This is a genomic window from Phyllobacterium sp. YR531 (genome assembly GCF_000282595.1).
Taxonomy (GTDB): Bacteria; Pseudomonadota; Alphaproteobacteria; order Rhizobiales; family Rhizobiaceae; genus Phyllobacterium.
Map to the genome: position 1 here is coordinate 77,823 of NZ_AKIZ01000018.1, position 13,415 is coordinate 91,237.

General features: G+C 65.6%; 16 protein-coding genes. 3 read left to right on the forward strand and 13 right to left on the reverse strand.

What is annotated here, in order from left to right:
* Nucleotides 1-6: 6 nt before the first annotated feature.
* Entirely contained in the window at nt 7-567 is a 561-nt protein-coding gene (locus PMI41_RS11980; RefSeq protein WP_081497132.1) for a DUF2867 domain-containing protein, read from the forward strand.
* 132 nt (nt 568-699) lie between these two features.
* Nucleotides 700-1,608, forward strand: coding sequence for a LysR family transcriptional regulator (locus tag PMI41_RS11985; RefSeq protein WP_008125084.1), 909 nt, complete (start codon nt 700-702; stop codon nt 1,606-1,608).
* A gap of 38 nt (nt 1,609-1,646) precedes the next feature.
* On the opposite strand, the gene PMI41_RS11990 is transcribed toward PMI41_RS11985, so the two are convergent.
* The 12 genes from PMI41_RS11990 to PMI41_RS12045 form a co-directional block, all read right to left on the reverse strand.
* Nucleotides 1,647-1,868: a DUF2274 domain-containing protein gene (locus PMI41_RS11990; protein ID WP_008125087.1), complete on the reverse strand. Its 222-nt coding sequence runs from the start codon at nt 1,866-1,868 to the stop codon at nt 1,647-1,649.
* A 1-nt stretch (nt 1,869) separates the two neighbouring features.
* Nucleotides 1,870-3,078, reverse strand: coding sequence for a TrbI/VirB10 family protein (locus tag PMI41_RS11995; RefSeq protein WP_008125089.1), 1,209 nt, complete (start codon nt 3,076-3,078; stop codon nt 1,870-1,872).
* Complete coding sequence (gene trbG / locus PMI41_RS12000; RefSeq protein WP_244423934.1) at nt 3,075-4,097, reverse strand: P-type conjugative transfer protein TrbG; 1,023 nt, start codon at nt 4,095-4,097, stop codon at nt 3,075-3,077. The genes PMI41_RS11995 and trbG overlap by 4 nt, the downstream gene beginning before the upstream one ends.
* Before the next feature lie 2 nt (nt 4,098-4,099).
* Nucleotides 4,100-4,783 (reverse strand): conjugal transfer protein TrbF, encoded by a 684-nt coding sequence (gene trbF / locus PMI41_RS12005; protein WP_008125093.1) that lies wholly within the window; start codon nt 4,781-4,783, stop codon nt 4,100-4,102.
* Nucleotides 4,783-6,141: a P-type conjugative transfer protein TrbL gene (gene trbL / locus PMI41_RS12010; protein WP_008125095.1), complete on the reverse strand. Its 1,359-nt coding sequence runs from the start codon at nt 6,139-6,141 to the stop codon at nt 4,783-4,785. The genes trbF and trbL overlap by 1 nt, the downstream gene beginning before the upstream one ends.
* A gap of 4 nt (nt 6,142-6,145) precedes the next feature.
* Nucleotides 6,146-6,532 (reverse strand): putative entry exclusion protein TrbK-alt, encoded by a 387-nt coding sequence (gene trbK-alt / locus PMI41_RS24735; RefSeq protein WP_008125096.1) that lies wholly within the window; start codon nt 6,530-6,532, stop codon nt 6,146-6,148.
* Nucleotides 6,533-6,542: 10 nt separating this feature from the next.
* The gene (trbJ, locus tag PMI41_RS12020; protein ID WP_008125097.1) at nt 6,543-7,307 is read right to left on the reverse strand and encodes a P-type conjugative transfer protein TrbJ; all 765 of its coding nucleotides are present in this window, start codon (nt 7,305-7,307) and stop codon (nt 6,543-6,545) included.
* Nucleotides 7,304-9,742: a conjugal transfer protein TrbE gene (gene trbE / locus PMI41_RS12025; protein ID WP_008125098.1), complete on the reverse strand. Its 2,439-nt coding sequence runs from the start codon at nt 9,740-9,742 to the stop codon at nt 7,304-7,306. The genes trbJ and trbE overlap by 4 nt, the downstream gene beginning before the upstream one ends.
* Before the next feature lie 10 nt (nt 9,743-9,752).
* Entirely contained in the window at nt 9,753-10,034 is a 282-nt protein-coding gene (locus PMI41_RS12030; protein WP_008125099.1) for a VirB3 family type IV secretion system protein, read from the reverse strand.
* Nucleotides 10,034-10,366 carry a TrbC/VirB2 family protein gene (locus tag PMI41_RS12035; RefSeq protein WP_008125106.1) on the reverse strand — a complete coding sequence of 111 codons (333 nt, stop codon included), beginning with the start codon at nt 10,364-10,366 and terminating at the stop codon, nt 10,034-10,036. The genes PMI41_RS12030 and PMI41_RS12035 overlap by 1 nt, the downstream gene beginning before the upstream one ends.
* A complete protein-coding gene (trbB, locus tag PMI41_RS12040) occupies nt 10,363-11,346 on the reverse strand; it encodes a P-type conjugative transfer ATPase TrbB (RefSeq protein ID WP_008125107.1) in 984 nt (327 codons plus the stop codon). The genes PMI41_RS12035 and trbB overlap by 4 nt, the downstream gene beginning before the upstream one ends.
* A gap of 283 nt (nt 11,347-11,629) precedes the next feature.
* The gene (locus PMI41_RS12045) at nt 11,630-12,286 is read right to left on the reverse strand and encodes a glutathione S-transferase (RefSeq protein WP_008125108.1); all 657 of its coding nucleotides are present in this window, start codon (nt 12,284-12,286) and stop codon (nt 11,630-11,632) included.
* A gap of 113 nt (nt 12,287-12,399) precedes the next feature.
* On the opposite strand from PMI41_RS12045, the gene PMI41_RS12050 reads away from it, so the two are divergent.
* Nucleotides 12,400-12,963, forward strand: a complete 564-nt coding sequence (locus PMI41_RS12050) for a TetR/AcrR family transcriptional regulator (RefSeq protein ID WP_008125109.1) — start codon at nt 12,400-12,402, stop codon at nt 12,961-12,963.
* A gap of 14 nt (nt 12,964-12,977) precedes the next feature.
* On the opposite strand, the gene PMI41_RS12055 is transcribed toward PMI41_RS12050, so the two are convergent.
* Entirely contained in the window at nt 12,978-13,412 is a 435-nt protein-coding gene (locus PMI41_RS12055; protein ID WP_008125110.1) for a ribbon-helix-helix domain-containing protein, read from the reverse strand.
* Nucleotides 13,413-13,415: the final 3 nt, after the last annotated feature.

Consider the following 13,415-nt stretch of genomic DNA (forward strand, 5'->3'; position numbering starts at 1 on the left):
GGCGCCATGGCGGGAAGTCTGTGCAACGCGGTCGGCGGCGTGAGATCGGTGGCGCCGCCCGCTCAAAGCAGCATAGCGGGCTGGTACAGCGGAGCCGACGTGGTTGATTCTTTTGCCACGACCTTCGGTGCTGGAATCTCGCGTGACCCGGAAGCTGTAGCGCACGCTATCCTCGGCCGTCCTGCCTGGTGGGTCCGCGGGCTCCTCGCGATACGCGATATGACCGTAGCTCGATTTGGCTTGAAAACGACGGGTGAACTTCAACGAAACGCGCCCGACAGGAAGTCCATCGCCTTTTTCCCAGTGCTCGCACGATCGGAAAGCGAACTGGTGCTTGGTGTGGATGATCGACACCTTGATTTCAGGGCGTCGATACTGCTGGGGGCGTTGAATGACGAGGACGCTTTTGAAGTCGTCGTAACGACTGTCGTTCATTGTCACAATACATTTGGCCGCGCTTACTTAGCCCTAATCAAGCCTATTCACGTCCTTGTTGTCCGATCGAATTTAAGCCGCACTGTTCAAGCGAGAAATGGAGAATTGCAGAGCAGCTTGACCTCGCCATAGGCACCCATCCCCGTGCGATCCGCACGCATCATTTTCACCGCGTGGTGCCGCTTTGCAAAAAATGTCCGGTGCTAGGCCGCTGAGGAGATTTAGAAATGCTGCCAACGCAGAGTTCTCCGAAAGGAGTCGGCGGTGCCGGATATCGCCTTTGATTTGCGCTATCTGAGATACGCCATCCTTGCTGCCGAGCAAGGTAGCTTTCGACGGGCAGCAGAAATACTCTCGGTATCACAATCTACCGTTAGCCGACGGATACAGATACTGGAACGCCGTGTTGGTATTCTGCTGTTTGATAGGCATCGATCAGGCGCCCGCGCAACAATGGCAGGCGAGCGTTTCCTTAGAGAGGCTGCGGTTGGCGCGAAGCATCTCAACCAAGCTGTCGATACAATCGCGCAATCCAAGCGCGGCTCCATAGGACTGCTGCGCATCGGCCTGATGGCCTGCCTGGCGAACGGCTTTCTGGGAGAGTTGCTTGCGGCTTATCACCGCCGCTTTCCAGCTATCGAGGTGATTTTCGAAGAGGCGACCTCTCAAATAAATGCCAGCGCTTTGCTGGATGGTCGGCTCGACGTCGCCTTCATGCCTGGAGATCCACAACTACCGGGATGCCGAGCCGAGAGGCTGTGGGATGAGACAATTTTTCTCGCGGTTCCTACGTCCCATCAGACCGCTTCCTTGGATGCGGTCAGCTGGGAGGACGTGAGCCACGAGACGTTCCTCGTGAAGGCGGATGCAACAAGGCCAGAGATAGAAGACTATCTCAGGCGGCATCTGGGCGTATCCGGATTGAGCCCCAAGATTTCCGTTCAGCACATCGGCTGTGAGAATCTACTGAGTATCGTCGCGCTGGGGTTCGGGATCACGCTCTCTACGAACTCGATCGTCGGCATCGCATATCCCGGAGTCCGCTTCGTCCCGATCGCCGGCGGCAAAGAGAGGTTCTCGTTCAGCGCCGTTTGGTCTGCAACCAATCTGAATCCGGCGCTCAAGTTCTTGATCGACATGAGTATCGAAAGGCGCATGAAAGCGAAGCGCTGAGACTTGTTGACCAGCCGAGCGAGAGCGCAGATCGGAACTCAGGAGGATTGGCGGCGCGCCTTTGCGCAACCGCGATCCGTGGCGATAAAGCGCTGAACCATCGGGGCGATGAGCTTAGCTGGATCGGTGACTGGTTGTCCCGTCTCGCGGGCCAGGACCTCCGCGTAGGCGACGAGATCCCGGTGCAGCGGCGCCGGCAGCTCGACCGTCACCTTGATTGGCTTATCGTCGGCAATCGCGCCGAGCTTGAGCTTGGTCATCTCAGCCTCCGTAAGGTTCGAGCACCAGATCGCGGGTGACGATGACCCGCACCGGAAATCCGGGTCGAATCGTCAACGTCGGGGCGATGTTGAGCTGGCGTCGAATGATCTGTTGGCCGGCGTCATTGATAGTGTCCTGACCACCGTTGCGGATCGCCTGGATCAGGCGGTCGTCGTCGTTGGTGGCGAGCTCGGCGCCGACGCTGAGCAGCGTCGAAAGCCCTGCCGCCTTGGCGAGATCCCACCAGTGATAGTCGACACCGTCCTGCAGGCCGGCATAGCCCTCGCTATCGGCGCCAGGCTGCCGCTCCAGCACGATGCTCCGACCATTCGGGAAGATCAGGCGGTTCCACACCAGCAGCACGCGGCTCTGCCCGAACTGGACGTTGTTGTCGTACTGGCCGACGACGCGCGTTCCCTGGGGCACGAGCAGGATGAGGCCGGTCGGGCCGTCATAGATGTTCTCCGTGACCTGGGCCGTGATCTGACCAGGCAGGTCGGACCGGATGCCGGTGATCAGCGCCGCCGATATGACCGCGCCCGCTTGCAGGATGTTCGGCGACGCCGGCGCGGCGACCCGGTCGGCCGCAACCGTGCGCCGGTCGACCGGCGCGTTGAGGAAGGCCTGCTGCCGTTCCTGCGCCGTGGGCGTCGCCGCCGGCGGCGCGAGGCCCAGGCTCGTGAGGTCGGGCTGCGCGAGGGTCGGCGTATTGGTCGCGGCGGGCGCGGCGTTGCGGGCTTCCGAGGCTGCAAACAGCCGGCTGGTGCGGGCCGTCTCGATCTCCTGCAGGCGGCGCTGTTCCTCCGGGCTGATGCCCGGTTGCGCAGGCGCGACTACGGGCGTTGGCACGGGCTGGCCCCGGTTCTGGGCGCTGACGATCGGCCGGCCGAGATCGCCAGGCAACGGCGGCCCAAGCTGGGGGACGCCGGTATAGTCGCGCGGCAGGCCCTGAAGGCCGTCCGCCGTCGAGCGGTTGTCGGTCGAATAGAGTTCTTCGGGCGGGCGGCCGCCGTTGCGGGTCTGGAGCGCATAGACCAGCGCGCCGCCGAGGCCGAGGCTCGCCACCAGTCCGAGCCCGGCGAGCACCTTGCGCGACAGCCGCGTGACGCGCGGCGAGTCCGCGCGCAGCCGCATCGGCGCGGCCGCTTCCGGCACCGATCCCGTCAGCGGCGCACCGGCCTCCTCTTCCTCGTTCCGGTCATCGCTCACGACGCGGGCCTCCCGTCGGTGCGGGTGATCCGGATGCGCTTCTGGGTGTCGCCGGAGCCGAAGCGCAGCTCGGCGGCCGCGAACAGCCGGTCGACGATCATGTAGTTGTTGCGCACCCGGTAGTTGACGAGTTCGGAGGTAGTGCCTTCGGCGCCGACGACGAAGAGCGGCGGCATCTCGCCTTGGCCGATCCCTCTCGGAAACTCGATGAAGACCTGTCGGCCGTCGTCATAAGCGCGCAGCGGACGCCATGCCGCTCGGTCGCCGGTCACCTCATAGCGGAAGTTGATGCGCGAGAGATCGACGCCGGTCGCCACCGGCTGGGTCGCCTGCGCCTCGGCGTTCTGACGCCGGAGCGCGATGAGCTGGTCCTGCGGATACTGCCAGGAGACCGAGGCCATATAGGTGCGCTCGGTCGAGCGCAGCTCCATGTGATAGGTGCGCAGATTGGTGTTGATGACCAAGTTCGTCATCAGCTCGGCGCGGGTGGGCTTCACCAGGATATGGACCTGCAGCGTTGCGCCGGAACCGCTCTGCGTGTCGCCGATGATCCAGCGCACCGTGTCGCCGGCGGCCACCGGCCCGGAGCCGACGAGCTGCTCCCCGGGCTGGAGTGCGATGTCGGTGATCTGCCCGACGGCAGTGTAAACCTGATAAAGTGCCCCTTGCGTGAACGGATAGACCTGCATCGAGTTGATGAAGCCGTCACGCGCCGGCTGGATGCGGGCGGCGGCGTTCGCCTGGTTGACGCGCGCCGTGGGATCGGTCGGTTCTGGCGTGCGCCGTGATGCCTCGACCGGCTTCATCTGGCCGGGCAGCGGCAGCGGACGCGGCAGCTCGACCACCGTGACCGGCGCCGGTGGATCGACGGTCTGTACGGCAGCGGGCGCGTCGTCATAGCTGATCTCAGGCGGCTTCTGCGTCGTGGCGCAGCCGGCGAGCGCCGTGGCGGAAAGCAGCAAAGCCGCCAATGTGTGTGTACGGAAAGCCGGTTCTCCGGCTTTACGGAAAATCGGCATCGTCATTGCCCCAGCTCCCGTGACCATGAAATTGCGTTGACGTAGATTCCCAGCGGATTGGCGCGAAGCCGGTCGGCGTTGCGCGGAATCTGGACGACGATCGTCAGGATCGCCGTCCATCGGGTCGTGTCGGCGAGCTGGCCGTTCTCGTAGCGGCGCTCGGTCCATGCGACACGGAAGCTGTCGGGAGACGCGCGGATCACGCTCGAGACGTCGATGGCGATCTGCTGGCGACCAACCTTGGTGAAGGGATCATTGGATCGCGCGTAGTCGTTCAGCGTCGCCGCTCCCCGGTCCGTCGTGAAATCATAGGCGCGTAGCCAGTTCTGACGGACGATGATCGCGTCGGCCGGAATCGAGCGGACCTGCTCGATGAAGCGCGCCAGGTGGAACGCGATCTGCGGGTCGGTCGGCTGATAGTCGGCCGTTGCTGGTGCGATCGCCTGCGCCTGGCCGAGCCGGTCGGTCTGAACGACCCAGGGAACCACGGTCCCGCGGGCGGATTGCCAGACCAGGGCCGCCGCGAATCCCGCCGACAGGAAAAGAGAGCCGAACGCCATGGTGCGCCAGTTGCGCGCCTGGACGCGGGCCGAGCCGATGCGGTCGTCCCAGGCCTGCGCGGCGCGCTGATACGGCGTTTCGGGTTCGGGAGCTTTTCCATAGTGCGTCGAGGGTCGTCGAAACATCAGCGGTCACCTTCGGAGAGATTGATGGAAGAGCCGCCGCCGTGGCTGTCGCCGCTGCGCACCGCATGGACGGTGGTGGAGACGGCATGGCTCATCTGTTGGGAGCGCTTCATGCGGCGGGCCCAGGCGGGCGGTTGATCGCCGCTACTGGATGGGGTCGGTGCGGCGTCGTTCGCCGCTTCGCCAACGGTGCCCATTGTCGAGGAGCCCCCGGTCGACTCGAAAGCGGATCGGGCTCCGTCGGCGAAGCTGGAGCGCATGCTCGACGACGCGCGCTCCGCAGCGCGGCGGAGCGGCGATGTGGCTGCGGAACCGGCGGCCCGGGCGACGCCGCCCAGACCGCTGGCCACGCCCGAGGCGCCCGTCTGCCCTGGGGCGCCCAGGCTGTAAGCGGTGGAAGCTCCGCCTGTGAGGGCTGCGCCCCCGCGGGCGGCGGCAGCGGCGCCTCCTGCAAGCGCCGCGCCTCCGGAAGCGACCGCGCCGACCGTCGCGGCGCCGGCGGCGACCATGCCGCCAGCGGCGAGCCCCGTTCCCACCGCAGCGCCGGCGCCGAGCTGCGGGCCTCCCGACACGAGGCCGTTGGCGATGCCGGGGCCGAAGATGCCGAGGCCGAGCAGGGTCAACGCCGCGAGCACGATCGCCATCGCTTCGTCGATCGTCGGCGTGCGGCCGCCGAAGCCGGCAGTGAATTCGGAGAAGAGGCTCGATCCGATGCCGATGATGACGCCGAGGACCAGCACCTTGATGCCGGAGGAGATGACGTTGCCCAGCACGCGCTCAGCCATGAAGGCGCTCTTGCCGAAGAGGCCGAAGGGAATGAGCACGAAGCCGGCGAGCGTCGTCAGCTTGAATTCGATCAGGGTGACGAAGAGCTGGATCGCGAGGATGAAGAAGGCGAGCAGCACCAGCGCCCAGGCGAGCAGCATCACCGCGATCTGAATGAAGTTCTCGAAGAAACTCCAATAACCCATGAGATCGGAGATCGAATCGAGCAGCGGCCGCCCGGCGTCGAGGCCAGTCTGCGCGACGCGGCCGGGTCGCATCATGTCGGCGACGGTGAAGCCGGTGCCGGAGGCCTTCAGCCCCAGTCCGGCGAAGCTTTCGAAGATGATGCGGGCCAGATTGTTCCAGTTGCCGATCAGATAGGCGAAGACGCCGACGAACAGCGTCTTCTTGACCAGGCGCGCCATGATGTCGTCGTCGGCGCCCCAGCTCCAAAAAAGGGCTGCGAGCGTCACGTCGATCACGATCAGCGTGGTGGCGATGAACGCCACTTCACCGCTGAGCAGGCCGAAACCGCTATCGATGTAGCGGGTGAAGACCTCGAGGAAATGATCGATGACGCCCGTGCCGCCCATGATCTCAACGCGCCTCGTTGGTGTGGGAATCGATCACCGGTGCGGTCTCGTTGATGCCCGGCTCGCGCACGGTTGGCAGGTTCTGCGGTGTGCCTTGCGGTCCCGGCGCTTGCGGCGCCGGCTGTTGTTGCAAGGCCTGCGAAGGCTTCAAGAAGCGGTCGCGGTTGTCGGCCCAGGCCTGGAGACAAGCGGGATCACGGATCCCGACCTCGCCGAGCTGCTGGCAGCGCCGCAGCTCGGTCTTCAGCGGGTCGACGCCCGTTTCGGTCGCCGCGGCGACGCTGCGATAGAGCGGCGGCTCGTCCTTACGGGAGAGTTCGATGGCCGTCGCCGTGATCGCAAAGGTCACGAAGCCGATGGCGCCGACACGCGCGAGAATCTTTCCGTCCATCGCCGCGCCCTCAGTTGCTGCCTGGGAACATCTGCGCGTTGCCGGGCTGGTAGCCGGCGCCCGGCGTCAGGAAACGGCGGCGCTGCTCGCGGCCCTGTTCGGCGGCCGCCGACCGCTCGGCCTCGGCGAGCGCCTGGGCGCGGCCATTGGCGGAGACGACGGCGGTGAGATCGGCGAGCTGCTGGGCCTGAAGCGCGAGAAGCTGATTGCCGGCCTGCGCCGCCTGCAAGGCGCCGGTCGCGCCCTGACTCTGGCCGACGAGCGCCGACGTCTGCGTGCGGTTGGTGTCGATGTTGCCGACGACACCGGCCTGGACGCGCATCGCGTCCTGGAGGCCCGAGACCGTGTTGTTCCAGCGTTCCTTCGCCTGGGCGACGAGTTGCTGGTCGGACGCGCTCATCGAAGCGCTTCCGGCGCTGTAGTTGGTGCGGAAGGCCTGGTCGATGTTCTGGACGTTGTAGGCGATGCGCTGCGCCTCGCCGAGGAGCTGCTGGGTCCGCTGAACTGACTGCTGAAGCTGCTGGAGCGAAGAGAACGGCAGGCTCGTGAGGTTGCGCGCCTGGTTGATCAGCATCGTCGCTTCATTCTGAAGCGACGTGATCTGGTTGTTGATCTGCTGCAGCGCGCGGGTCGCCGACAGCAGGTTTTGGGCGTAGTTGGTGGGATCGTAGACAATCCATTGAGCCGAGGCCGGCGGAATCAGCACCGGCGATATTGATAGCGGCGCGGCGAGAATGGCGGCGGCGAACGCCGCGCGGGGGACACGCAGTTTCATGGCTGGCTCTCCAGGTTGGTGAGGTTGGGGATGAGGTCGGCCGCCCAGTCGACGCCTCGATGGCGCAGCCACGCCGCGAGGAAGCCTTCGCGCCCGTGCTCGGTGACGATGCGGTCGATGGCGGCCTGGTCGGTCTTGGAGGACGCCGCGCAGAGCGCGAGCGCGACGTCGGCGAGGCCCAGCTCGAAGAGGCGATTGCCGCGGCGGCTCTGGCAATAATAGTCCCGCTTGGGCATGGCCCTGGCGAGGATCTCGATCTGCCGGTCGTTGAGGCCGAAGCGGCGGTAGATCGCTGTGATCTGCGGCTCGATCGCCCGTTCGTTCGGCAGCAGGAGCCGGGTCTGGCAGCTCTCGATGATGGCGGGCGCGATCGCCGAGCCGTCGATGTCGGAGAGCGACTGGGTGGCGAACACGACGCTAGCGTTCTTCTTGCGCAGCGTCTTCAGCCACTCGCGGAGCTGGCCGGCAAAGCCCTCGTCGTCGAGGGCAAGCCAGCCTTCGTCGACGATGATCAGGGTGGGCTCACCGTTCAGCCGGTCCTCGATGCGGTGGAAGAGATAGGAGAGGACCGCCGGAGCCGCGGCCGTCCCGATCAAGCCTTCCGTCTCGAAGGCCTGCACGGTGGCGACGCCGAGATGCTCACTCTCGGCGTCGAGCAGCCGGCCATAGGGTCCGCCGACGCAATATGGCCGCAGCGCCTGCTTCAGGTCGTTCGACTGCAGCAGCACCGACAGGCCCGTCAGGGTCCGTTCGCCGATCGGCGCGCTCGCCAGCGACGACAACGCGGTCCAGATCAGTTCTTTGACCTCGGGCGTCACCTGGATGCTCTCGCGCATCAGAATCGCGACGATCCAGTCGGCGGCCCAGGCACGCTCTGCCGCCTCGTCGATCCGCGACAGCGGCTGAAGCGCGACGCTGTCGGCCGAGCCCTCGGTCAGGCCGCCGCCGAGATCGTGCCAGTCGCCGCCCATAGCGATGGCGGCGGCGCGGATCGAGCCGCCGAAGTCGAAGGCGAAGACCTGGGCGCCGGCGTAGCGGCGAAACTGCAGTGCCATCAGCGCCAGCAGCACCGACTTGCCCGCGCCGGTCGGGCCGACCACCAGGGTGTGGCCGACGTCGCCGACGTGAATGGAGAACCGGAACGGGGTGGACCCTTCGGTCTTGCCGTACAGCAAGGGGGGCGCACCAAAGTGCTCATCCCGTTCCGGCCCCGCCCACACCGCCGAAAGCGGGATCATGTGGGCGAGATTGAGCGTCGAGATCGGCGGCTGACGGACATTGGCGTAGACGTGGCCCGGCAGCGATCCGAGCCAGGCGTCAGCCGCGTTGATCGTCTCGGGCATCGCGGTGAAGTCGCGGCCCTGGATCACTTTCTCGACCAGACGGAGCTTCTCGGACGCGACGCGGGGATCGTTGTCCCAGACGGCGATCGTCGCGGTGACATAGGCTTGGCCGGCATAGTCGGCGCCGAGTTCCTGCAGCGCCAGATCGGCATCGGCGGCCTTGTTGGCGGCGTCGGTATCGACCAGGGCGCTCGCCTCGTTGGTCATCACCTCCTTGAGGATCGCGGCGATCGACTTGCGCTTGGAGAACCACTGCCGGCGGATCTTGGTTAGCAGTTTGGTCGCGTCGGTCTTGTCGAGCAGGATCGCCCGGGTCGACCAGCGATACGGAAAGGCGAGCCGGTTGAGATCGTCGAGGATGCCGGGCGTCGTCGCGGTCGGAAATCCGACGATCGTCAGAATGCGCAGATGCGCGTCGGCAAGACGCGGCTCCAGCCCTCCGGTGAGCGGCTGATCGGCGACCAGCGCGTCGAGATACATCGGCGTCTCGGGAACGCGCACGCGGTAGCGCTTCGTCGAGACGGTCGAGTGCAGATAGGTCAGCGTCTCGACATCATCGAGCCACGCGCATTCCGGCATGAAGGCTTCGACGAGCTGCAGAATGCGATCGGTACGGTCGACGAAGCCGCGAAGAGCCTCCCAGGCGTCGACACCGCGCTCGGCCTTGCCTTCGTAAAGCCAGCTCTCGGCGCGCGCGGCATCCTCGGCCGGCGGCAGGAAGGTGAAGGTCAGGAAGTAGCTCGACTCGTAGTGAACCGCGTCCTCCTCGAAGTCAGCCTTGCGCTCGGCATCGACCATCGCCGAGGCCGGATCGGGAAAGCGGCTCGCTGGATAAGCGCCAACGGCATGGCGTTGCGCCTCGACGAAGATCGCCCAGCCGCTCCCGAGGCGGCGGAAGGCGCTGTTGAGGCGGCCCGCGACGGCGACCAGCTCCGCCTGCACCGCGGAATCGAGATCGGGGCCGCGGAAACGCGCGCTGCGTTGGAACGAGCCGTCCTTGTTGAGGACGACGCCAGGAGCGACGAGCGCCGCCCAGGGCAGGAAATCCGCGAGCCGGGTCGAGGTGCGGCGATACTCGGCGAGGTTCATCATGGGGTGCGCCTCAGACGTTCAGGTGACCGGGGATGCGGAGGTGCCGGCGGCCGACGTCGACGAACTGCGGGTCGCGCTTGGCGGCCCAGACGGCGGCGAAATGGCCGATGGCCCAGAGACCGAGACCGACCAGCCAGAGGCGAAGACCGAGACCGAGAGCGGCGGCGAGCGTGCCGTTGAGGATGGCTATGGCGCGAGGTGCGCCGCCGAGCAGGATGTGCTCGGTCAGTGCCCGATGGACCGGGACGGTGTAGCCCGGGACGTCGCCGCCGCTCTCGATCAGGCCCGCCATCAGACGAGCGCCCCGCCGCCGAACGAGAAGAACGACAGGAAGAAGCTCGACGCTGCGAAGGCGATCGACAGGCCGAAGACGATCTGGATCAGGCGACGGAAGCCGCCCGAGGTGTCGCCGAAGGCGAGTGTCAGGCCGGTGACGATGATGATGATCACCGCGATGATCTTTGCGACCGGTCCCTCGATGGATTCGAGGATCGATTGCAGCGGCGCCTCCCACGGCATCGAGGAGCCGGAAGCGTGGGCGGCCGGGGCCAGCAGGACACTGGCCAGGAGGACGGGCGCGGTTGTCGCGACATGGCGACGAAAATGCAGGGCACGGCGGATCATGCGGGTTCTCCTTCGGGGGGCTGGGTTGCGGGGCGGACGCGGTAGTCGCCGTCGGGGCTGAGCCCTTCGACGCGGCCGAGTTCGGCCAGGCGCCGGTTCGAGCCGCGGCCCGAGAGGACGGCGACGAGATCGATCGTCTCGGCGATCAGGGCGCGCGGGACGGTGACGACGGCTTCCTGGATGAGCTGCTCGAGGCGGCGCAGTGCGCCGAGCGCGGTGCCGGCGTGGATGGTGCCGATCCCGCCGGGGTGTCCGGTGCCCCAGGCCTTGAGCAGGTCGAGTGCCTCGGCGCCGCGTACCTCGCCGATCGGGATGCGGTCGGGACGAAGGCGCAGCGAGGAGCGGACGAGATCGGAGAGCGTGGCGACGCCGTCCTTCGTGCGCATGGCGACGAGGTTCGGCGCGGCGCATTGCAGCTCGCGGGTGTCCTCGATGAGCACCACGCGGTCGGAGGTCTTCGAGACCTCGGCGAGCAGCGCGTTGGTGAGCGTCGTCTTGCCGGTCGAGGTGCCCCCGGCCACGAGAATGTTGCGGCGATCGGCGACGGCCTGGCGCAGGATCTCGGCCTGCTCGGCGGTCATGGTGCCGGCGGCGACATAGTCCTGCAGCGTGAAGACAGCGACGGCGGGCTTGCGGATCGCGAAAGCCGGCGCCGCCACCACTGGCGGCAGAAGCCCCTCGAACCGCTCCCCGGTTTCCGGCAGCTCGGCCGAGACCCGCGGATTGCCGGCATGGACCTCGGCGCCGACATGGTGGGCGACCAGGCGCACGATGCGCTCCCCGTCGGCCGCCGAGAGCCGCTCGCCCGTGTCCGACAAGCCTTCGGAGAGTCGGTCGACCCAGAGACGGCCGTCGGGGTTGAGCATCACCTCGACTACGCTGGCGTCCCCGAGGAATCCGGCGATCGCAGGGCCGAGGGCGGTCCGCAGCATGCGGGCCCCGCGAAGTATCGCCTCAGATTTTTCGGAAGAACCGGCCACGTTGTCCCCGTTCTTTGCGGGACCGCGTCAGGCCGTCCCTGGATCGGGGATGATTAAGAGAACAGGAGATCGGCTCTTCGCAACAGGTGTCGTGGGGTAGTAGTAGCCTAGCGTACAAAGACAGGTGTTCGGCGGAACCGACGATTACTTGAGTTGCCGCATTCGATGCTTATTGCGCGTCGCGCGCGGGGTCGATGTCCGTCCCTTTTATCGCCGTTTGCAGGTAACGCGTCATGAGCCCACAGGAGCGGAGCATCTCCTGGGGGCAGGGATGACAATGGCTTCAGGCGAGTGCGGCGGCTGGTTCTGATATCGCCAGCCGGTTCTTGACGCTGGAACGCTCCTGCATCCTTGCGTACCAAGAGAGGAGAGCATCGCATTCGGCCGGTACCGGCAATTCCACAAGTTCCGCAAAGATCAGGCCGCCTATGACCGTGATGTCGGCCATTGAGAAGTATTCACCGGCGACAAACGGCTGTCTTCGGAGAACACCGTCGAAGTAGCGCATGCCCCTCACGGCCTTGTCGCGTTGGCGAAATCCCCACTCCGGGTTCTGGTAGAGCTCAACGTCGGGCCCAAGCCCAGGCGTAGCGTGGTGGAAGTAGACGCTGACCGCATCAAGCAGCTCGAGTTCGGCACGCTTGCTCATCATGTGGATTACGCCCTTCTCGCGTGCTGTCCTGCCGGTGAGTATCGGAGCGCCATCGAGCGCGTCCAAATATTCAGTAATGGCCGTGCATTCCGCGATGAAGGTGCCGTCGTCGAGTTCGAGCACCGGCAACGTGCCCGAGTAGTTCTTGGCGAGGAACTCGGGCTGCTTGTGTTCGCCCTTCCATAAATCGATCGTCACAAACTGGACCTGCGATTGCAGGCTTTTTTCGCCGAGGGCGATCCGGACGCGCGCCGGATAAGGGCCAGTGGGCCAGTCGTAAATCTTCATGGGGGGGGCCTTTCTCTACCTGCCACTTGATAGACAAGTTATAGGGCCTTCACATTTGCCCGGTCAATGCCTATCTGTCACTTGATAGGTGGCGGCGGTTGAAAGGTGACGAAATGAGTTCAAGCTCTCGGGAAGCCATCTTGGCGGTTGCCCGAACGACCGCACAGGCACATGGCTATAGCGGCTTGAATTTCCGTGATCTCGCGGCTCAGGTTGGTATCAAGGCGGCGAGCATCCACTATCACTTCCCGAGCAAAGCCGATCTGGGCGCAGCTGTTGCGAAGCGTTATTGGGAGGACACGGCCGCTGTTCTCGAGTCTATGTTGACCGAAAACGCCGACCCACTCGGTTGTTTGCGTCGATATCCCGGGATTTTTCGCCAGTCGCTGGAAAGCGACAACCGGATGTGCCTCTGCAGCTTCATGGCTGCCGAGCACGATGACTTGCCGGATTCGGTGAAAAAGGAAGTCCAGACCTTTGCTGACGTGAATGTCGCCTGGCTGAGCAGGGTTCTTTCCGCGGCAGGTATTGCCGATCGCGATCAGAGCGAGTCGCGAGCCCGCGCCATTTTTGCCGCCGTCGCCGGCGCACAGCTCATCGCGAGGAGCCGCTCGGACATCTCCATGTTTGACGCGTTGATCGACAGCTATCGTGCGTCGGGCCTTTTGCCGGCCTAAAGCAGGCAAGGAAATCAATCTGCGGGCTGAGGCGGGTGTACCTCTTCGGAAATCTCCTGCCGCAGCTTCGGCCCCTTGGCGAGTCTGCGCCCGAGCGCTGCGACGAAGGCGTCGTAGCGCTCGCCGGCCTGGGCGCGAGCTGCTGCCTGCGCCGGCTCGGGCAGCGGCGGATTGGTGGTGAGCCAGAAGCGGACGAAGACGGCGAGCATCTCGATCGAGATGCCGAGGTCGCGCTCCATCCGCGTCATGCGCCGGTCGAGCTGGTCGAGGCGTTTCGTTGTCGCCGCCTCCTGGCGCTCGGCTGCATCCGGCGACAGGAAGGATGCGATCGCGGCTTCCGCGATCAGCGACCGCGACTGATCGCGGCGAGCGGCATGAGCGGCGAGCGCCTTCATCACCTCGGGTTCGAGATAGACCGACAGGCGCTGTTTCTTCGACTGATTGGCCATGGG